This window comes from Brevibacillus sp. SKDU10, from assembly GCF_001645205.1.
GTDB classification, from domain to species: domain Bacteria; phylum Bacillota; class Bacilli; order Brevibacillales; family Brevibacillaceae; genus Brevibacillus_B; species Brevibacillus_B halotolerans.
The window spans coordinates 1-20,638 of sequence record NZ_LSSO01000057.1; the positions used below are offsets into that span (position 1 = coordinate 1).

At 41.3% G+C, this 20,638-nt stretch carries 20 protein-coding genes and 1 riboswitch; of the genes, 6 read left to right on the top strand and 14 right to left on the bottom strand.

What is annotated here, in order from left to right; translation table 11 throughout:
- Nucleotides 1–220: 220 nt before the first annotated feature.
- Nucleotides 221–1,006 (bottom strand): hypothetical protein, encoded by a 786-nt coding sequence (locus AYJ08_RS04270; protein WP_064016736.1) that lies wholly within the window; start codon nt 1,004–1,006, stop codon nt 221–223.
- Between the two features lie 274 nt (nt 1,007–1,280).
- On the opposite strand from AYJ08_RS04270, the gene AYJ08_RS04275 reads away from it, so the two are divergent.
- Nucleotides 1,281–1,667: a Na-translocating system protein MpsC family protein gene (locus AYJ08_RS04275; RefSeq protein WP_003333597.1), complete on the top strand. Its 387-nt coding sequence runs from the start codon at nt 1,281–1,283 to the stop codon at nt 1,665–1,667.
- A 49-nt stretch (nt 1,668–1,716) separates the two neighbouring features.
- On the opposite strand, the gene AYJ08_RS04280 is transcribed toward AYJ08_RS04275, so the two are convergent.
- The 8 genes from AYJ08_RS04280 to mobA all read right to left on the bottom strand — a co-directional run bounded on the left by AYJ08_RS04280 (nt 1,717) and on the right by mobA (nt 10,975).
- Nucleotides 1,717–2,151, bottom strand: coding sequence for a hypothetical protein (locus AYJ08_RS04280; RefSeq protein ID WP_064016721.1), 435 nt, complete (start codon nt 2,149–2,151; stop codon nt 1,717–1,719).
- Nucleotides 2,152–2,176: 25 nt separating this feature from the next.
- Nucleotides 2,177–4,546, bottom strand: coding sequence for a universal stress protein (locus AYJ08_RS04285; RefSeq protein ID WP_064016722.1), 2,370 nt, complete (start codon nt 4,544–4,546; stop codon nt 2,177–2,179).
- 1 nt (nt 4,547) lies between these two features.
- Complete coding sequence (gene kdpC / locus AYJ08_RS04290; protein WP_064016723.1) at nt 4,548–5,105, bottom strand: potassium-transporting ATPase subunit KdpC; 558 nt, start codon at nt 5,103–5,105, stop codon at nt 4,548–4,550.
- Nucleotides 5,106–5,135: 30 nt separating this feature from the next.
- Nucleotides 5,136–7,175, bottom strand: coding sequence for a potassium-transporting ATPase subunit KdpB (gene kdpB, locus AYJ08_RS04295; RefSeq protein ID WP_064016724.1), 2,040 nt, complete (start codon nt 7,173–7,175; stop codon nt 5,136–5,138).
- Between the two features lie 21 nt (nt 7,176–7,196).
- The gene (gene kdpA, locus AYJ08_RS04300; protein ID WP_064016725.1) at nt 7,197–8,870 is read right to left on the bottom strand and encodes a potassium-transporting ATPase subunit KdpA; all 1,674 of its coding nucleotides are present in this window, start codon (nt 8,868–8,870) and stop codon (nt 7,197–7,199) included.
- 42 nt (nt 8,871–8,912) lie between these two features.
- Complete coding sequence (locus AYJ08_RS24845) at nt 8,913–8,978, bottom strand: potassium-transporting ATPase subunit F (protein ID WP_081476729.1); 66 nt, start codon at nt 8,976–8,978, stop codon at nt 8,913–8,915.
- A 539-nt stretch (nt 8,979–9,517) separates the two neighbouring features.
- A riboswitch (cyclic di-AMP (ydaO/yuaA leader) is annotated at nt 9,518–9,662 on the bottom strand.
- A 138-nt stretch (nt 9,663–9,800) separates the two neighbouring features.
- A complete protein-coding gene (gene mobB / locus AYJ08_RS04305) occupies nt 9,801–10,346 on the bottom strand; it encodes a molybdopterin-guanine dinucleotide biosynthesis protein B (protein ID WP_082890859.1) in 546 nt (181 codons plus the stop codon).
- A complete protein-coding gene (mobA, locus tag AYJ08_RS04310; protein WP_064016726.1) occupies nt 10,343–10,975 on the bottom strand; it encodes a molybdenum cofactor guanylyltransferase in 633 nt (210 codons plus the stop codon). The genes mobB and mobA overlap by 4 nt, the downstream gene beginning before the upstream one ends.
- A 168-nt stretch (nt 10,976–11,143) precedes the next feature.
- Between mobA and AYJ08_RS04315 the strand changes: the two genes are divergently transcribed.
- The gene (locus AYJ08_RS04315; RefSeq protein WP_003333608.1) at nt 11,144–11,851 is read left to right on the top strand and encodes a Crp/Fnr family transcriptional regulator; all 708 of its coding nucleotides are present in this window, start codon (nt 11,144–11,146) and stop codon (nt 11,849–11,851) included.
- Nucleotides 11,852–11,956: 105 nt separating this feature from the next.
- Here the strand turns inward: AYJ08_RS04315 and AYJ08_RS04320 are convergent, their stop codons facing one another.
- From AYJ08_RS04320 to AYJ08_RS04330, 3 genes are all read right to left on the bottom strand, one after another.
- The gene (locus AYJ08_RS04320; protein ID WP_064016727.1) at nt 11,957–13,600 is read right to left on the bottom strand and encodes a peptide ABC transporter substrate-binding protein; all 1,644 of its coding nucleotides are present in this window, start codon (nt 13,598–13,600) and stop codon (nt 11,957–11,959) included.
- A gap of 167 nt (nt 13,601–13,767) precedes the next feature.
- On the bottom strand, nt 13,768–14,334 hold the full coding sequence (locus tag AYJ08_RS04325) for a beta-class carbonic anhydrase (protein WP_031413352.1): 567 nt from the start codon (nt 14,332–14,334) through the stop codon (nt 13,768–13,770).
- Between the two features lie 131 nt (nt 14,335–14,465).
- Nucleotides 14,466–15,824, bottom strand: a complete 1,359-nt coding sequence (locus tag AYJ08_RS04330; protein WP_064016728.1) for an Nramp family divalent metal transporter — start codon at nt 15,822–15,824, stop codon at nt 14,466–14,468.
- Between the two features lie 269 nt (nt 15,825–16,093).
- Here AYJ08_RS04330 and AYJ08_RS04335 point away from each other — a divergent pair, with 269 nt between their 5' ends.
- Both AYJ08_RS04335 and AYJ08_RS23325 read left to right on the top strand, forming a co-directional pair.
- The gene (locus tag AYJ08_RS04335; protein ID WP_064016729.1) at nt 16,094–16,312 is read left to right on the top strand and encodes a hypothetical protein; all 219 of its coding nucleotides are present in this window, start codon (nt 16,094–16,096) and stop codon (nt 16,310–16,312) included.
- A gap of 91 nt (nt 16,313–16,403) precedes the next feature.
- Nucleotides 16,404–16,499 (top strand): YjcZ family sporulation protein, encoded by a 96-nt coding sequence (locus AYJ08_RS23325; protein WP_156037945.1) that lies wholly within the window; start codon nt 16,404–16,406, stop codon nt 16,497–16,499.
- Nucleotides 16,500–16,650: 151 nt separating this feature from the next.
- Here AYJ08_RS23325 and AYJ08_RS04340 read toward each other — a convergent pair whose 3' ends face one another.
- Together AYJ08_RS04340 and AYJ08_RS04345 are read right to left on the bottom strand one after the other, a co-directional pair.
- Nucleotides 16,651–17,337: an MOSC domain-containing protein gene (locus tag AYJ08_RS04340; RefSeq protein ID WP_064016730.1), complete on the bottom strand. Its 687-nt coding sequence runs from the start codon at nt 17,335–17,337 to the stop codon at nt 16,651–16,653.
- 60 nt (nt 17,338–17,397) lie between these two features.
- Nucleotides 17,398–18,144 (bottom strand): DUF1189 family protein, encoded by a 747-nt coding sequence (locus AYJ08_RS04345; protein WP_064016731.1) that lies wholly within the window; start codon nt 18,142–18,144, stop codon nt 17,398–17,400.
- Between the two features lie 317 nt (nt 18,145–18,461).
- On the opposite strand from AYJ08_RS04345, the gene AYJ08_RS04350 reads away from it, so the two are divergent.
- Nucleotides 18,462–19,178 (top strand): response regulator transcription factor, encoded by a 717-nt coding sequence (locus tag AYJ08_RS04350; protein ID WP_031413345.1) that lies wholly within the window; start codon nt 18,462–18,464, stop codon nt 19,176–19,178.
- The gene (locus AYJ08_RS04355) at nt 19,156–20,583 is read left to right on the top strand and encodes a sensor histidine kinase (protein ID WP_064016732.1); all 1,428 of its coding nucleotides are present in this window, start codon (nt 19,156–19,158) and stop codon (nt 20,581–20,583) included. The genes AYJ08_RS04350 and AYJ08_RS04355 overlap by 23 nt, the downstream gene beginning before the upstream one ends.
- Nucleotides 20,584–20,638 lie beyond the last annotated feature (55 nt).

Sequence of the window (20,638 nt, forward strand, 5' to 3'; positions counted from 1 at the left end):
ACTGTTCAGTTTTCAAAGATCATTTTAACTTCCACCGTCCAACCTCTTATTTCGTGTTCCTCGGTGGTACTTTTATAATATAGCATATCAGTTGTTTAGAAGTCAATACTTTTTTAAAAGTTTTTTTAGCGTGATTAAAATTTAATTTACCTTTAAATAAGTGTGGCAACTGCGCAACGATTTCAAATGATATCATAATAGAATATTCTATGCAACTATATTATTTCTTTTTTTCTATTACATGAATTAATTCAGCGATAGAAGGCTTTAACCAATCCTGCTGCTCCATTCCAATTCCATCACTATCGTCGTTTTTCACTTGAAGGCTTACCATATTCGGATGGATATTAGCACACAAAAAATATATCTGTTTATCAGGTTCCTTTAGACCAGTAATACGCCCCAGATAGAGCCTCAAATACTCATATAAGATAGATCGATGCTGGATAGACAGAATGTCAGAGGAACTACGATAGCTTTTTCCTGTTAGCTCTTTTACATCTCGAACATCTATGCTATTAACTAATGAAGATACAAACAAGTACACCTGTCCGCTGTCAATCTGATATTGTTTACATGCTTCTCTGGCAACCTTATCAATCATTTTATACCAGGCTTTCCCACGGTACCCACCCAAATGCGGAAACAGTTTAATAGCAAGCATGACCTTCCCAGCTTTTTTACCAATAATAAAGCCCCCATCCAGTTCAAATTCTATAACTGAACTATGCTCCATCAAAAAACGCAAAAAAACCAACTGAATTTGCTTAGAGAGGCGACAGGATGATTTTCTCTTTAACGCACACTCTCTTTTCATGATCTCTTCCTCTTGATAGACAGCTACAATGCGCTGAAATAATCTCATTTCCATCGAAAGATTCATTTTGTGCTTCAGCTTTGATTGGATCGTACTCCTCTTCTCTTCATCTAAATGCTGAAGCAATCTTTCTAAAGCCTGAGCAATCCGTTTTAATTCCATATTCTCCTGAAGACTTATCATTGCCATCTCTCCTCCTTGACGGATCCTGTGATTGTAAGACATACCCATTTGCCTCCCTATCCCTCTTACGACCTTCTCACGTACATTTCTCTCTTGATCGGAATCGATTTACATGAACGATCTCTCTCAACCGGGTGAATTTGACTTAAAACACTGCTTTTCTCTGCCATGCCCAATCTCCACAAACCACCTCATTGACAGTCTTTCTTCTGCTGGGTAGTATATCCATGAAGCTGCCACTATTAACAGAATAGAACGTCTTTCCTTAGGAGGGAGTCAGTTGAGTAACTTATCCAAAAAAAAGCTGGAAGCCGAAATCAGCGAAGCTTTTATTAAATTTCAAAGAGAGCTGATTGGACGCGGCCCCCAAGAAGCCAAAACATATATCGTCAGTGACATGATCATTTCTCGCTTTAAAGGAGTCCTTACTGTAGAGGAAAAGCATTTGTCTCATCATGAAAAAGGGCGCCGCGTTGTTAAACAAATGCGCGAAATCCTGCGTGAAATGTACAGTCAGGAAACGGAGGCAATTGTAGAAAGAATTACGGGCCTTAAGGTTCTTTCCAGCCACAGTGATATCAGTACCAAAATGGGTGAACGGATCGAGGTATACGTACTGGACAAAGACCTAGAAAAACACCTACAAGATAATACCTCCAGCAATTAACAGACTCTCCCATATATGAACACTAAAGTGTTGAAAGCACTCCTCCGCTTTATAGAGGAGTGTTTTCATCATCTTCAGCATTATCCAACAACCAGCGATACCCTCGATGCTTAGGACTACTGATAAACACATAATGTGCCCCTAATCTCCGATACAAAGGAGCATACCGCGGTAGCTGCGTCATAACATATACGCGACAAGTACCCAAACTAACGAAAAATTCAATAACTCGAAACGAATCGTTCCATTCATCAGGAAACAAGTAAACCTGTTCAAACGAAGCAAGCTTTGTTTCTTCAGGAGCAAAGCCCTGTGTAGCCACTTGGCGAAATCCTTCTTTAACCATGTCATGTCTCAATGCTTCCCGATAAAAGGCCACAATCTGCAAGCCATCTATTAGATTTCGATCTAACTCATGCTTACTAGCGGTTTGAACAAAATCACAAAAAACTTCTCCACGGCCTACAATAAGCATACTTTTCATCCTGCTTTCGCCTCATTCATACAAATTACTGTGTGACTGGATTATGATCCGCAACAACAAGAACATCCATATGGCGTATTTGCCTTAATAATTTTTGTACAACGGAGCCCGTTTTTATTTCTTCCCATCTCGTCCGAGCAGAATGGCCGATGATGACCTGCGTAACATTTTTACGATTCATCTGCATGACTAACTCACGAAAAATGTGCCTTCGTTCTTGTACTTGATAAATTTCAAAAGATCCACCCATGCGTTCCGTTAAATACCTAAGTTTGTCTAGTAAATCAAGCTCATCTGGAGTAAGGGGATTATGATCCTGTACATACGCAACATACCAATCTGCCTTTAACCGATAAGCAATGCGAAATCCCCGTCGTATTAATCGCCCACTGTCTTCACGTAAATTTACACATACAAAAATAGTCTCTTGTTTTCTCCACGGCCCGCGTAACGCCCCCTTACGCTCCCAAGACTCTAAACGCTCATCCACATCATCCGCCACTTCACGTAAAGCTAATTCACGTAAGGCAATCAGATTTCCAAGCTGAAAAAAGTGATTTAGCGACTGCTCTACCTTATCTAAGGCATAAATATTGCCCTCTTTCATTCTCTCTTGTAAAGCTTTAGGAGAAATATCCACCAGCTCAATCTCATCTGCATCGTGTAAGATGCGGTCAGGGACTGTTTCCCGTATTCGAATACCTGTGATTTGTTCAACACTATCAGTTAGACTTTCTACATGCTGAATATTCATGGTTGAAATTACAGAAATGCCAGCTTGCAGTATGCGCTCGACATCTTCGTATCTTTTTAAGAACCGGCTAGTCGGAACATTGGTATGGGCTAATTCATCCACTAGAACCACTTCCGGATTGCGCCTAATAATAGCCTCAGTATCCATTTCTTCCAAATATACATTCTTATAGAACATCATCTTCCTCGGAATAGTCGTTAGCTTCCCTATTTGCTCGTGGGTCTCTTTGCGCCCATGCGTCTCCAATAATCCAATTACAACATCTATCCCACTGTGTAACAGCTCATTCGCCTCGCGAAGCATAGTGTATGTCTTTCCTACACCTGGCGCTGCTCCAACAAAAATTTTTAATTTGCCACGTTTTATTCGTTTAATCTCCTTTTCCATCTCCTCTGTCGAAAGGCGATGAAATGGATGAGGAACAAATCCACGATGGCGTTTAGCAGGGAGAACCCGTCCCCCACTGGTTGCCGAGCGATCTGCCACGATCAGGACATCTGTATTTTTGCTTTTGCGTAAAATCTTGTTAATAATCGAACCATGCACAATTTCTTCCCATCTGCTTCGCTTGGATTGCCCCATGACAATCCGAGTAATGTTATGATGCAAAGCGTACTGTACAATCTCTTTAGCAACATCACTATCCTTGGATAAAGGAACCTCTTCAAAGCTTGCACCCACTTTTTGCGCCAACGTAACCATTGAGCGTTTAAAGGTTGCCTCTTCCTTAGACATCATCCGTTTGCTATTACGAAAGCATGCGATAAGAAGCTCCGCACCTAAGCGTTTAGCTACCTGTTGTCCGCGCCGAATCAAAATCGAACCATTCCAGTGATACTGAACAGTAACCAGGATACGCTCACTCGCTCCAGACGGGCCAAGCATCCCCTGTTGTTCACGATATCTGTCTAAATCATCATTTACTTCCCCAGCCACGAAACGTAATGCCAATTCTCTTAGCACAGCCAAATTATCATGCCGATACAAACGCTGATGCTTTGACTTAAGCTTAGACAACGCTTCTCCTTGAGATGAGTGAGGTAAAATCCTTCCCTCCTGCAATCTCTTAAGAATAACTTCCGGTGGAACATCCAAAAGCTTTACCTCATCCGCTTCGGCTAACGTCTCATCCGCCACACAATCGGCTACACGAACAGGCACCCCGGTTAGTCGTTGGGCTATGCCTTTCATTCCTTCGAGCTCGTAGATATTAAGCGTAGTAATCACACTTATATTGTGTTCTAACAGATAACGAACGTCCTCGATCCGAGTACGACGTATCGCTTCGGGTCGATTCCGATGCGCTAACTCATCCACCAAGACGACCTCTGGGTCACGTCTAACGATTCCCTCGATATCGAGGTCCTCTTTCAAAATGCCCTTTTCATCCCAAGCAATAGCAGGTATTACGTCGAGGCCTTCCAGTTTCTCGTAATTTTTCCCTCGGTTAATGGCACGTGAATGAATCACACCAATAACCACATCTAAGCCTTTTTTCCGGAGGCGTTGCCCTTCTAACAGCATGTGGTAGGTTTTTCCCGAGCCACTAACCGCCCCCAGAATAATTTGCAAACGGCCTTTATGGATTTCCAAAATAGAGCGCAAGATTTCCTCTGGCGTTTTTCGGCGAAAATCATCCATACTACTTCACCTGATCCAGCGCCATGTTTAACTCCAATACATTTACTCGTTTTTCACCAAACAGGCCCAGCGAGCGATCCTCTGTGTGGTTACGAATGAGTTGGTTAAGCTGATCTGTAGTCAAATTGCGCAAGGCTGCAATGCGCGGCACCTGAACACGAGCCGCCTCTGGTGTAATATGCGGATCAAGTCCTGAAGCTGAGTTCGTTACTAAATCTGCCGGTATCTCGGCCTGCACAATAGTCGGATTCGCAGTCAAGAAAGCTGCTACGTCCTTTTTCATTCGTTCCACTAATGCTGGATTGGACGGAGCATAGTTATTCGAGCCTGAGCCAGCCGCGTTATATTCTATAGAAGAAACACGTCCAGAAAAGTATTTCGGGTCAGTAAATGATTGACCAATTAGCTTAGACCCTATGACCTTCCCAGTCGCATCCGTAATCAAGCTTCCATTTGCCTGTGCCGGCATTAACGCCTGAGCCAGACCTGTCATAAGCAAGGGATAAATAACGCCGCAGATCAATAACAGCACAAGACTGACTCGTATATTTTTTAACATGATTACTCACCTTTTCATTTATTAGTTTTTCTATTGCAGACCAACTACCACCAACAGCATATCCAATAGCTTAATACCGATAAAAGGAGCAATGATTCCGCCTAATCCGTAAATAAACAGATTGCGGGACAAGAGCTTGATTGCACTCATAGGTTTATATGTAACACCCTTCATCGCTAACGGTATTAACAAAGGAATAACGATCGCGTTAAACAGCAATGCTGATACAATTGCGCTTTGGGGTGTAGCCAGTTGCATGATGTTCAACGCTTGCATCTGAGGAATTGCCACCATTAGCATCGCCGGAATAATGGCAAAATACTTGGCAATATCGTTTGCGATACTAAAGGTAGTAAGGGCTCCACGAGTCATAAGAAGCTGTTTCCCTATTGCCACTACCTCGATAATTTTGGTCGGATCAGAATCCAGATCAACCATGTTCGCAGCTTCTTTCGCAGCAACCGTACCGCTATTCATCGCTAATCCCACATCGGCTTGAGCTAGTGCAGGTGCATCATTCGTACCATCACCCGACATCGCCACCAGCTTTCCTTCCGCCTGTTCCTTGCGAATAACCGCGATCTTGTCCTCTGGTTTAGCTTCTGCAATGAAATCATCCACACCGGCTTCCCGTGCAATGGTAGCCGCTGTTAATGGATTGTCACCTGTACACATCACAGTCCTGATTCCCATCCGCCGCAGCTCCTCGAAGCGCTCGCGCATACCTGCTTTTACCGTATCCTTTAAATAAATGACGCCCAATACTCGAGTACCATCTACCACGGCTAATGGGGTGCCTCCTTCTTTAGCCATTCGATTCGCTGTCGTGTCCAAATCGTTAGGAACTTGACCGCCTCTCTCTATAACATAGGCTTTAATGGCATCAACGGCCCCTTTCCTTACCACGCGACCATCTGAAAAATTAGTCCCGCTCATCCGAGTTTCTGCTCTAAATTCCACACCTTCTGTACCTGAAATGTGCCACTCTGATTCAGGAACTCCCATTTTTTTAGCTAGTTCTACAATAGAGCGTCCCTCTGGTGTTTCGTCATGCAAGGAGCTGTGCAGGGCTGCTCGATATAGCTCTTCTTGTTTTGAACCGCCTACTGCCACAAATTCAGAGGCCATCCGGTTGCCATACGTAATTGTCCCGGTTTTATCCAAAATAATGGTATTTATATCTCCTGCCGCTTCGACCGCTTTTCCTGACATTGCAATCACATTATATTGGGTGACCCGATCCATCCCTGCAATCCCAATCGCAGATAATAATCCACCAATGGTTGTTGGTATAAGGCAAACCAACAGGGCCACCAAGGTCGCAACTGGAATCCCTACATTTACATAAGAAGCAATTGGTAACAGTGTCGTACATACGATCAAAAAAATTAACGTTAAGCTTATTAAAAGAGTATTTAAGGCTAGCTCATTAGGAGTTTTTTGCCGTTTTGCTCCTTCGACCATGCTGATCATTCGATCTAAGAAGGATTCCCCTGGATCTGCCGTTACACGTACCGTAATTCGATCACTAACCACGCGAGTACCGCCAGTAACCGAACTAAAATCTCCGCCTGCCTCCTTGATGACTGGAGCCGATTCGCCCGTAATAGCCGACTCATCGACTGATGCTACTCCCTCAATAATCTCGCCATCGCTTGGTATTAGCTCATTGGTAGTAACGATAACAATATCGCCTTTGCGTAGCTCTGTGGAATTAACCACTTTTATGACTCCATTTTTTTGTAATAGATTTGCTGTCATATCCTGTTTACTTTTTTTCAAGCTATCAGCCTGTGCCTTACCGCGCCCTTCCGCCAGAGCCTCAGCAAAATTCGCAAACAGGATGGTCACAAATAGAATCACGCTCACGATACTGTTGTAAAAAGCATTGGACTCGCCACCAAAGGCATTTGGCATAACACTTAAAATGAGGGTAATCACAAAGCCTATTTCCACCACAAACATGACTGGATTTTTAACCATCAACCGCGGGTTAAATTTCGTAAAGGCATCAATCATTGCCTGCCAAACTATCTCCTTGGTAACCAAGGATTTTCGTTGATTACTCATAGGGAAGGACTCCTTTTTTCATTAGCGTATCGACAGCCACTCAGCAACAGGACCAAGGGCAATCACAGGGAAGAATGTTAACGCACCTACAATGAGTACCGTAGCAAGCAGGATGCTCATGAATACTGCATTATCCGTGCGAAAGGTACCAATGGTTTCCGGAACAGGTTTCTTCATCATAAGGGAGCCTGCTACCGCTAGCATTAAAATAATAGAGAAATAGCGTCCAAATAACATGACCAGGCCCGTTGAGATATTCCAAAATGGCGTATTATCAGATAGGCCCTCAAATCCCGAACCGTTATTAGCTGCTGAAGAAGTAAATTCATATACCACTTGAGAAATTCCATGGAAGCCAGCATTTGAAATAGAGCTTGCTCCTAGTTCGCTAGCCAAAGCAATCGCAGATGGAGCTAGGACGATTAACGGATGAATCAAAATAGCGATTGCGATTAATTTCATCTCTTTACTTTCAATCTTGCGTCCCAAATATTCTGGTGTACGCCCTACCATCAAGCCTGCTAAAAACACAGCCATAATGGCATACATCAAAATGTTCATTGTGCCGACACCATCTCCGCCAAACACGCAATTTAGCATCATCTGAGCTAAAGGAACCATCCCGCCAAGTGGCGTTAAGGTATCATGCATGTTATTAACCGTTCCTGTAGTAGCCGCTGTGGTTACCGCAGTAAATAGAGCCGACTGTGCAATGCCGAAGCGAACTTCTTTCCCCTCCATGCTGCCATTCGCCTGAGACAGCCCCGCTTGAGCTAACGCTGGATTTCCATTCGATTCTGCAACATACACAATCGTCAAGAAAGTTAAAAACATCAGGAACATAGCAATAAATATCATAATTCCTTGTTTTTTATTGCGTGTCATAGCACTAAAAGTAAACGGTAAGGAAGCCGGGATGAGAAACATACATAAGATTTCAATAACATTGGTTAAAGGTGTAGGATTCTCAAAGGGATGTGAAGAGTTAACCCCAAAGAATCCTCCTCCGTTTGTACCAAGGTGCTTAATGGCTTCCATGGAAGCCACAGGTCCACGAGCGATTTGTTGTTCTGCACCCTGTAAAGTAGTAGCAGTCACTGTTGGACTCATCGTTTGGGGCACCCCTTGAGCCACCAATAATAAAGTAACAACCACGGCCAAAGGCAATAACACGCGAGTATGTGCCCGAATCAGGTCTACGTAGAAGTTGCCAATCTGCTTTTGTCCTGTAATTCCTCTCATAAAGGCCATCACAACCGCAATACCAGTGGCAGGCGTTGTAAACATCAGATAGATAATAACCGTCATTTGGGACAGATAGGACAAGCCTGACTCTCCACTATAATGCTGTAAGTTCGTATTTGTTAAAAAGCTAGCTACTGTATTAAAGGCAAGCAGCGGTTCCATGCCATCAATCCGACTAGGATTCCCCGGCAAAAATCCCTGAAGTCTAACAATGAGATACCCAATGACAAACATGACAAGATTGCTAAGTAATACCGCTCCTGCGTACTGTTTCCATGTCATTGCTCTCACTTGAATACTAGAAGCTTTATATACAATTCGCTCGAATCCTTCAAATATTCGGTCTATATTAGTTGCCTCCCATGAAAAAGCTTGCGCCAAGTAACGGCCAAATAAAATGGCTAGGATCAGCAACATTCCTAATACTGCGGCAATTTGCAACAAATCCACAACAGTTCCTCCTAACGTTTCTACAGTTTACAGTTGGTACTATTAATACTTTTCAGGACGAATTAATGCATCGATGAGGTAGAGAATAACCCCTGTAACGATAATCATGAGTATAGTCACCGCTCTTCTCTCCCTTCTTCTGTTACCACTTTGTCACAGAATGCCACCGTCCCAAAAAACAGACCGAATACACCTGCCACCAGTAAAATCGCAACAATATCCATCCTTTTTTCCTCCTCTGCCAACTGTCTGATCAACGTTCGACAATCTGTGGTTCCCCTGTGCTCTCCCTTTGATTTGAAGTCCACCTTGGAACAAAAAATAGACCAATGCTTGCTCCTATCCAAACGGCAAAAAGAACATGATACAAACCGTAAGTCACAGCCTATCCTAGCGAAGCTTACCTATTGCCTCACCAGAGCCTGCCTACTCATTTGTTATAATGTTCAACCGTCAAAAAAGAAGCACTCATTGGTCTACCTAACGCCCAGCTAGCCATCGCTCTCTTTGCGTTCTGTCTCCCTAATCCTCTTTCGTACAGTTGTACGTATGATGTTTGAAATAAATGTAAGCAAAACAAAAAGACCTACGCTTTTAGCTCTGAGGGAATAAGAAAAAACCCCTCAATAAATACAGGTGGTCTCATTGACCTCCTTCGCTTTAGCCGACGAAGTTAGCTGACGGGTAGGATGGCGAAAGAGTTACTCATCCCTTCTACATCTAGTAGAATTAACCCCAATAAAAAGTGGGTCCTCCGTTCCCGAATGCCTCGGGATTTGGCCGTTATGCTATTGGTTGCTTACGAGTCTTATTATACGTCCTTGCTTATCTTCTGTTAACAGTGATCTAGCTACAAAAACTGTCAATTTCATGTAAAATTACGCATTTCTGAGGAAACACTCTCACGTTTCCTCAGCCAATCTCATTATTTTATTTATTTTCTTTTGTTTTCTTATTTTGTACAAGCCTGTGCCTATCAACAAATTGAAAAATCTCCTCCACCTGATCAATGAAAAAAACAGGGATAGACATCTTCTGTAATGGCAGCCAGCTTACTACTGCCAAGATGTTTTGCACCTTGTCCAGCAACTCCTTGTCTTTCTCACGCCGGATTACCACAATTTTCGGATAGGACTCCCGTTTAAAGCCTTCCACTATGATCAGCTCGGCCCCTTGCTCGCTCATCCTCGTGATAAGCTTTGGGAGTGGAACTGCTTGATTTTCCATCCAAGCGGTTTGTGTAGCCGATTGAATAGCTACCATAGGAGCTCCTGCCTGCCGGAAGTTCCATGTATCCTTTCCCTCCTGATCTAATTCAAAGTCATGCCCATCATGCTTAATTACACCCAGTCGTATTCCCATTTGTGTAAATCGCTCAATTAACTTGCATACCAATGTAGTTTTGCCTGAGTTGGAATACCCCACAAATTGAATAACACTATCTGTAGATTCCATTTGGTTTATTTCCTTGTTCATTTGTTTTCTCCTAATGAATTTTTGCTATTCCATACTTTTTTTGCTTCTTCATAATCAGCAGGGGTATTCATATTAAACGTCGTCAGATCATCCCAGCATTCATCCGTTACTTCCTTTACAATCATCTCTTCTAACGCATGCATTACCCGGAAATCTTCCCGATCCAGAGCCGTCTTCCAAATTTCTTTGGTTTGTTGATGATAAAGCGCAAATAACGGCTGTAATCGCCCGCCCGCTTTAGCTACTACAGCATTTATATCTTTATCTAAACGATCGTTTAAATTATCGAATAAGCGTTGTACATGCTTCGTACGTAAAAATGGCAGGTCACAGGATACAACCAAATACCACTCTTCCTGTCTTACAGACATACTCGAATAAATACCGCTGATCGGCCCATGTGAAGCTACTATATCACCTGTGATAAACACTTTTGTTCCAAGCTCATTGATGTGAGGCAATCGTTTTGGATCATTCGTCACAATCACACAGGGGCGACCCAGAGGCAAAATCTGCTCTAGCATATGTAAAAGGAGTGGTTTCCCCTGCCATTCCAGTAGTTCTTTGGGCTTACCCATACGGCTGCTTTGTCCCCCTGCTAAAATTACAATACATAATGAATCCACCATTTTTCGTCACCCCGCTTATTTTTCATACTTCTTTCATACATTTATGGACAAATGGCAAAATAGTTATGATGCTATATTCATATGCAACCGTAATTGATATACTAAGACCGTACCTTGTAACAAGTATCACTTACAAGAGAGAAAAGTATGAAGTGAGGGAAAATCTTCATGCCTGTAGAAACGAAAACCTTCGTGGATCAAATATCTCGAGCATTTTGGGAAGATATGAAACGTATGTCGACCCTCGTTGAAAGTATTCCGGGTAAGCCGTTATTTTTTGACGGAGACCCTGCTGATTATGTTTATTTGGTAGAAAGCGGTAAGGTTCGACTATCTAAGACAAGCACAGACGGAAAAGAATTAACCCTTCAAGTATATAATCCGGGTGAGTTATTTGGTCTGTTCGGGTTGTTTAATTCATCCCTGTGTTATAGCGCTACTGCCGTTGTCCTACAGCCCGGTGAATTACGAGTCATCTCTCGTGCGTCCCTAGAAGAGCTCCTCACGGCAAACGGAGCCTATTGTGTAGAGTTCCTACGTTGGATGAGTCTTGAGAACCGCCGTATGCAATCTAAGTTCCGCGATCTTTTATTAAACGGAAAAACAGGTGCACTCTATTCAACTCTCATTCGCATGTGTAACACATACGGCCGTCAGCTTCCAAACGGTATCCTGATCGATCTATCACTGACCAATAAAGACTTAGCTCAATTTATTGGACTTACACGCGAAAGTGTTAATCGGTTATTAGGTGATTTAAAAAAACTAGATGTTATTGAACCTCTGCCAAATGGCTACATTCTAGTAAAGGACATTCACTATTTACGGGAAAAAATATGCTGTGATGATTGTCCACCAGACATTTGCCGTTTGTAGCGCATGCTTATATTCCTTTCATTTTAATGAAAGGCACGATACACAATCAAATACAAGAAGCCTGTTGAACAACTCAACAGGCTTCTTTTTTTATTCTTTGATATCTTATTCAGCAATGTAAGACCATTTGTAATCGACGAAACCAAGTGCATCAAGCAATACGCCTTTTACTTTGTCATTTTGAATCCAGTTTTGTGTACGGTAGTAGATTGGAATTACAGGCATTTCATCCATGATGATTTGCTCTGCTTCAGCAAACAACTGTGTACGTTTCTCTGGATTTGGTTCAGAAGCTGACTTGATTAATAGCTCCTTGTATTTTGGATTTTCCCAGTTTGTATCATTGTTACCGCCTTTTTTATCACGGTACAGCTCTAGGAAGTTAATTGGATCATTGAAGTCTGCAGACCAAGCCATACGTCCGATTTGATAGTTACCTTGGTGTAGCTTATCAATGTATACTTTCCACTCGGTATTTTCTAGTTTTACATCTACGCCCAAGTTCTTTTTCCATTGGTCTTGGATGGCTTCTGCAATTTTCTTGTTACCTTCCAACGTATTAAAGGATAGTGAAATTGGAGGCAGCTTGCTGATACCTAGCTCTTTCATACCTTCGTCTAACAATTTTTTAGCTGTTGCTGCATCGTTATCTTTAAAGTAGCCTTCTGGTTTAATAGCCATAGTTGGAGGCAGGATACCTAGTGCAGGTTGCTCTCCAGCTTGCGTAATGTTTTCTACAATCGCTTTACGATCTACCGCATAGGCAAAGGCTTTACGGATTTTTGCATTAGTAAACGGTGCTTTTTCTGTATTGAACTTGTACCAATAGATGGATGCAGTAGGCTTCATCTTCAAGGCACCCTCTGCTTTTTTGATAGGCACAACATCTGTTGGCAAGTCTCCAACTGGTTTACCTGCCCAATCCAAATCACCGTTGTCAAACATGGAAAGCTCTGTATTGCCATCATCAATCATGGAGAATTCAATTTTTTCCATTTTTACAGAATCTTTATCCCAGTAGTTTTCGTTCTTGGTCAACACAATCTTACTCTTATGCTCCCAAGTATCTAGCTTGAACGGACCGTTACCCACGTGGGTTTTTGCATTTTTCGCCCAGTCAGGATTTTCGGTATCTACTTTTTGATTGATTGGATAGTATGTGTAGAAAGCTGTTAGCTCCAAGAAGAATGGAGTAGGGTTTTCTAACGTAACTTCTAATGTGTTATCATTAATAGCTTTGATACCTACGTCTTCCATTTTTCCTTTACCCTTATGGAATGCTTCTGCACCCTTAATGTAATAAAGCTGGTACGCATAGCTAGATGCTGTTTTTGGAGTAAGAACGCGTTTCCAAGCATATTCGTAGTCTTTAGCAGTAACAGGGTCACCGTTAGACCACTTTGAATCACGCAATGTGAATGTATATGTTTTTAAATCATCTGAAATTTTAACATCGGATGCAACAGAATTGTGAGGCTTGCCGTCTTCACCCAAACGAGTTAGACCATCAAAGGTAGAACGAACAATTGCCCCAGAAGTAGCATCTTCTGTAAGACCAGGATCAAGCGTAGGAGGCTCAGATGCAAGGTTTAAACGAAGGGTTTGATTGCCGCTTGCTTTTGAATCTTCAGACTTTTTAGATTCGTTACCAGCTGGAGCAGCTCCGTTACCGTTACCTGCACTACAGCCTGCAAGAGCAGCACCTACTACAAGAACGGAACTCATCAACACAAATATATTTTTCTTCATAGTTGTAAATCCCCCTTTTATGTTTATAACGAATGATATGAATAAATTTTATACTAATTTTATTTTTACGTTTTATCAAATAAAACAAAATTAAACATTATTAACTCTATTACCGTAAAAAAAAAGAGTCATTACGTAAAATATGCGTAATGACTCTTTTGTACATTTTATTTTTTTTCATATCCATTTATAACTACATCTAGTTTACCTGTACTTGGGTCAATGATTAAACCATGGATTGGCACCGATGGAGGCAGTAACGGATGATTAAGGATCATATCGACACTCTCTTTGACAGCATCGGTCACGTTATCAAAACCTCGCAACCATTTTTCCAAATTAATCCCAGCATTTTTTAATAGATGTAACGAATCTGCCGAAACCCCTCGCTCTCGCACCTTTTCTAAAAAATGCGTAGGATTAATCGCACTCATTCCACAATCGTAATGACCTACCACTATGACTTCTTCTGCTTGTAACTCATAGATAGCCACTAAGATACTTCTCATAACCGCCCCAAACGGATGAGAGACAATAGCTCCTGCTGTCTTAATAATCTTGACATCTCCATTTTTGACGTTCATTGCGTAAGGAAGAAGTTCGACCAGTCTTGTGTCCATACATGAAATGACAACCAACCGTTTATCAGGAAACTTGGTTGTTGTGAACTCCGTATATCTCTGATTTTCTACGAACTTTTTATTGTACTCTAAAATCTCTTCAAGTTTTCCCACGCTTCTTCACCTCGACTTTTCTCTCAATTTGGCCTGCCCATTTTCTTAGATGCTGTACGTATTGGTAGGTTTTTTTGCACCTTATTATTTTCGTGATTTATCTGTCCAATCCCTTTTTGTAGACAAAATAACTACAACTGCGTAACAGTTTGATAGATCAAAAATATATTTAACGCAATAATGACACCACTTATCAGCCACGCAATAGCAGTAACCCACTTCTTATTAACAAACTCGCCCATTTTAGCCTTGCTACTGGTAAACTGCACAAGAGGAACAATCGCAAAGGGGAGCTGAATCGACAAAATGACTTGACTTAATATAAGTAATTCTGTGGTTCCTTTTTCTCCGTATAGGGCTGTAACAATCACCGTTGGAACAATCGCAATCAGACGAGTAATTAAACGTCGCAGCCACGGTGTTATGCGAAAATTAATAAAACCCTCCATGACAATCTGACCAGCCAATGTACCCGTTAAAGTAGAATTTTGACCAGATGCTAGCAAGGCTACCCCAAACAGAATACTCGCTGCTGTTGTTCCAAGCACAGGAGTCAGCAAATAATAAGCGTCACCAATCTCAGCTATATCTGTCATGCCAGCCTGGTGAAACGTAGAGGCTGACAAAATCAAGATAGATGCATTGATAAACAAGGCGAAGAATAGAGCAATCGTTGAGTCCAAACGAGCATATTTAATCGCTTCCCGCTTGCCAGTCTGCGTCCGTTCGAAATCACGTGTTTGGACAATAGAGGAGTGCAGATACAGATTATGCGGCATGACAGTTGCACCAATAATCCCAATCGCGATATAGAGCATCGCAGGATTTGTTACGACTTCCGTACGCGGGATAAACCCTTGCATGATCTCGCTGATTTGAGGCTGAGCCAATAGGATCTCAACTCCGAAGCACACCCCAATGGTGCCGATTAACGCAATAACAATGGCTTCTATATAACGGAATCCTTTATTTTGTAAAAACAAAACTAACAACACATCAATAGCAGTAATCAACACCCCATACAATAACGGAATGCCGAATAGCAAATTCAATGCAATTGCTGATCCAATCACCTCTGCTAAATCACAAGCCGCAATGGCGATCTCGCACAGAACCCATAAGACCATTGCTACTGGCTTGGAATAGTGATCCCGGCAAGCCTGAGCTAAGTCCCGACCTGTTACGATTCCCAGCTTTCCTGCGAGGGCTTGTAAAAACATTGCCATTATATTAGAAAGAAGAATCACTGACAAAAGCGTATATCCGAACTGGGAACCTCCCGCCAAATCAGTCGCCCAGTTTCCAGGGTCCATATATCCTACAGCAACCAGATAACCCGGTCCCGCAAAAGCTAGAAATTTACGAAATTTGGATGCATTTTTGGGTACAGGCATTGAACTGTGCACTTCTTGTAAGGAAGGCTGGGTAATCCCTCTTCTCCATCCTTTTCCCTGCTCTGATGCTACCGCTTCGTGATGTTTATCAGACATTTGAGATCACTCCCTTCCCAGCTTACCTCTTTTATTTACATGTACTTGTTATACTGTCTTCCCTTTTACCTTAACAACCGCTTTTTTGCACTAAGGAAACTTTGTAATAATTATTATAAACACCTCATTTGAAATGTAAATAGCCCACGCCTTCATCCTATTCACAAAAAGGGATTTCTGTTTGTTGTTTCCCCAACATAAATGGGCTATACTAAAATGGGAATAAATTCTTTATCACTACTTCGTATAGAAAGAAGGGGAGTGCAGCAATGAATAGAAAGAAAATCGCCGGACTATTTCTACTATTGGCTCTTATCATAAATACGTTGGCCGTCCTTACTATTGGATTTGTGGCCTATTCCAGCGGAAGCGCATCATCCCAAGATATCATGAATATCTTCTTTGTATATAACACATCTGGCGTTCCCTTTTATTTCATCCTATTTATCATTTGGATAAACAACAATGAAGGACGCCATTATCAATAATAGTCCATTTTTTCAGCAGTGAGGCCCCTACCCAAACACTTTATTTATGGAAACATAGGATAAAGTAGATCTTATTGGGAGGGATTAGACCATGAGTATTTTCAGTGGATCAAACAACAACTTTGAAGTCATCTTGGTTCTATTTATTCTATTGGTAATTATCGCTTGCTGGTGTTGCAATAAGTAGGTAATGTAGATTGCAGAAGTATAACTTGGACTGATCATAGGCACACAGCAACGTCTAGAAGTGTTTGTAACGAAAATAATCAAGCTTGTTTATTTATGTATAACAAAAAATCCAGGGTACAATCACCCTGGATTTTTTACTTTATGATTCATTAAGAGCCTTGTAGGCGTAGAGATGTGTCTATTTCCTCGTCTCCTAATCGTTTCATAAAGCTTTGACGCCAACTAGCAGATAATGCTTCTACCTTCAAAATTTGCTTTACCGCTTGTTTATTCTTTTTATCGTGATGCATGATTTGATTAGCAAATGCAATCGAAATGCCATGAGGATCTTTTTCAACCAATGTCATCGTGTCTTCTTGTGAAATTTCTCCCTCTTGTAAGACCCGCAGATAAAAACCCGTATAGCCTGTATTCTGTACTTGTACCGCCAGATCAATTACATCATAGCGCTTTGCTAATTTATGACATGGCTGTCTTGGCTGAGTGACTTGCACCACAGCACCGCCAATCCTGTAAATATCCCCAATACAAACCTCATCCTCAAGCAATCCTTCTATGGTTAAGTTTTCTCCAAAGGCAGAAGCCGGCAATGCCCTACCCAGTGTCTTCTCCCAATAGGGATAGTGCTCGGATGCGTAAACGCATACTGCTTTATCTACCCCGCCATGATACTTCAAATCGGCTTGAGCGTCCCCCTGTAATTGGGTTTTCGAAAGATAGAGAGGCCCTGTTACTGGTTGTTTACATATGCTTGTTACTACCTCTTGTCCTTTATAAGGAAGAACTTGAGGCTGTCCTACATTTACAGAAAGAATTCTGACTTGTACCTGCGACATGGTGTTTTTCCTCCTTGGCTTTCTAATATTAGCCATTATACAATGGTATGCCTCCCTAAATCAGCTTGTTTTTATGTTCCGCACAGCCATGACAACGTAAACAGCACCTAACCCCCAGGTAATCGGGCCAATAGGGACAGGCCATGCAGCTAACACTAGAATCCCTTTAATCAGGAAAGGTACTGTCAGACTGAAGATCGCTAATTTAAACGCTTGACCAAATGTTAATTCCTTTTTCTGAAGATTGCTGATAATGTATGCCAAAATACCAAGAATAAATGCAGTAAACATCGTGCTAAAAATCATGTAAATAAAGATACCTGCAAATATAGTGGTCCAGATTACCGTTTCCTTGGTTATAAGCCAATCAACTAGTTCCGTAAATTCTTGCTTGCTTATGTCACGCAAACCAGAATTCATATAATTTGTTTCTCGTACAACAACACCATTTTCCATAAATGTTGCCTTTACCTTCCCAAAAATAACTACATACGAACCTTTGGGATAATTCTCTGCTTTTACTTGATTGTTAGGGTCAAAGATAAACATTTTGTTAGGAGAATAAATCGGCTGATCAGTCTGCATGTTCAACACATCATCTTTAAAGGTAAAATCCGGTGTGCTGTTTAGTACAGCCTGTGCCTCTTTTAAAAACATGTTTGATGTATGATAAAAACTAGAAAAACCAAACACGCTAATCAGTAAGGCAAGAAACAGGATAAATCCAAATACGACCCCAGCTTTCTTGTTTACAAGCTGGCCTAGGTTATTTGGCTTTAACAAACTAACTTTCAATGATTCAAACAAAATATGACCTCCCTTTTTTACAGGTAGATTTGATTATCTCATATCCATCTGCATAAACCTCAAAAATTGAATGATGTTTACTTGTTTATATTATAGCGGGAAAACCTTTTATTCTCCTGATCCCAAGCTAAAGGTTATCTTAATTTGACCAATAGCCTTCTTCACCAAAAAGAATAATCAATTCCCCATTATATGTAAATAGTAGAATTAGATATTATAACATGCTTGACTTTTTGATTAAAATGTAACATCTAAGTCCTTTGTCCGTGTTACTCTAAATGTAACGTTTTGCTTAGGAAAAGAACGGAGGAGAAATCGTGTCATATACCATATTAATCGCCGATGATGAGAGAGAGATCGTTGAACTTTTAACGCTCTATCTTGAGAAGGAAGATTTTCATGTCATAGAAGTTCATAATGGAGATAGCGTTTTACCCGTTTTGGCTCAAAAGAAAGTGGATTTGGTCATCCTTGATATTATGATGCCTGGAAAAGATGGTTTTCAGCTTATTAAGGAGATCAGGCAAGCCTATAATATTCCCGTCATGTTTTTATCAGCACGCACGCAGGATCATGATGTGATCTTAGGTTTAGGACTTGGGGCAGATGACTATATCACAAAACCGTTTAATCCTTTGGAGGTGATTGCACGGATTCAGGCTCTTCTTCGCCGTGTTCATGAATTTACCCCTACTGTGGAAGCCCCTGTTAACCCAGAGGAGCAGCTTATTAAAATTGGGGAGATGATCCTAGATAAAGCGAGCTGTCTCGTCTATCGAAATGAGGAAGCTATTTCACTGACTTCTATCGAATACAAAATACTAGAACTCTTGATGGTTAATGCCGGTCAGGTTTTTACCAAAAAGAAAATTTATGAAGCAGTATGGGGCGACTTCTATGCCAATGATGATAATACCATTATGGTGCACATTAGCAAATTACGTGAAAAAATCGAGGATGATCCGAAACAACCAACTTATATAAAAACCATTCGAGGATTGGGGTATAAATTTGAAAAAATGGTTGAAGCCTAAAAAATCGCGTAGTCTCTATACCTCTCTCATCCTTGACTACTTTGTTTTTAATTTTTTTCTTTTGGTTGTTCTAATCGGACTTGCTATCTATCTTCTCAATGTTACCTTCAATCATATCGAAAGTATGGATATTGTTGATGTAAAAATTGAAGCTGCTAATTACAAGCAGGAGGATCAACGTAAGGAGCTCCTTCCGCATTTAAAAAGTATTGGAGGCTGGTTGGAACACCTCAATGCCAATAAACAACTGGTTCGGGTATACGGCAACAAGCTGGATGATCGTAAGTCCTATTCCGAGAATCAGTTATTCGAGCTTTTGCAAAATCATGAACAACAGCCCTATTACTACTCGATGTACCAGAATGCTCTTGATTCAAAAACACCGTATTTATTATTAAAGATACCCAGAAACAATATCCTTGTGTCTAAGGACCTGAAACAGATCGATATTTTCGATCCATTTGCGAAAAGCTTTATGACTTATTTAGCCATGTTTGGTTTCATCATGCTGATTTTCATTGTGCTGTATATTTACTGGACAGCTCGCCGTATTAAAGCTCCGCTGATTATTATTTTAGACGCGTTGAAAAAAATGACAGATGGTGACTATAGTGCCCGTATTCATCTAAAGGCTGAGCATGAATTTGTACAAATCCGCGATACCTTTAACTATATGGCGGATGTACTGGAAGAGACACGCCGTGAAAATGAAATCCTAGAAAAGGGCAAGCAGCGGATGTTAATGGATATCTCCCATGACTTAAAAACACCGATCACCAGCATTCAGGGATATGCTAAAGCCTTAAAGGAAGGAATGGCCACGGATGAGGAACGAAAACAGCGCTACCTAGAATATATCTATCAGAAATCAATCCGGGTAAATCACCTTATTAATAATCTGTTTGAGCTGCTTAAATTGGACGCTCCTGATTACCGACTGCATTTACGTTTAGAAGAGATTACAGAGTTTGTCCGTGATATGGTTGTTTTGCATTATACAGAAATGCTGGATAAACAATTTCATTTGCAATTAGACATACCGGAACGAGAACTCTATCTGTATTTTGATCGGATTCAATTAACTCGTGTATTAAGTAACTTATTGGTGAATGCGATTAAGTACAATCCCGCAGGAACAACCATGCGTATATCATTGTCAGAGGAAAAATACTATGTAGTCATTAAGATTGCGGACAATGGAATTGGAATTTCAGAAGATATTAAGGAAAATATTTTCGAACCATTTGTCCGGGCTGATTCCTCCCGTGCTAGTGAAGGAGGAACAGGTCTTGGCTTATCTATTGCTAAGCGGATCGTGACCAAGCACGGAGGTACAATCAAGCTTACCTCCACGGATACCGAAGCTACGGTTTTTGTCATACGTTTACCCAAGCCGCTTACCTAAAAGAAAAAATCGGCAGAGTCCTGATCACTCTGCCGATTTTTTCATATAGATGATG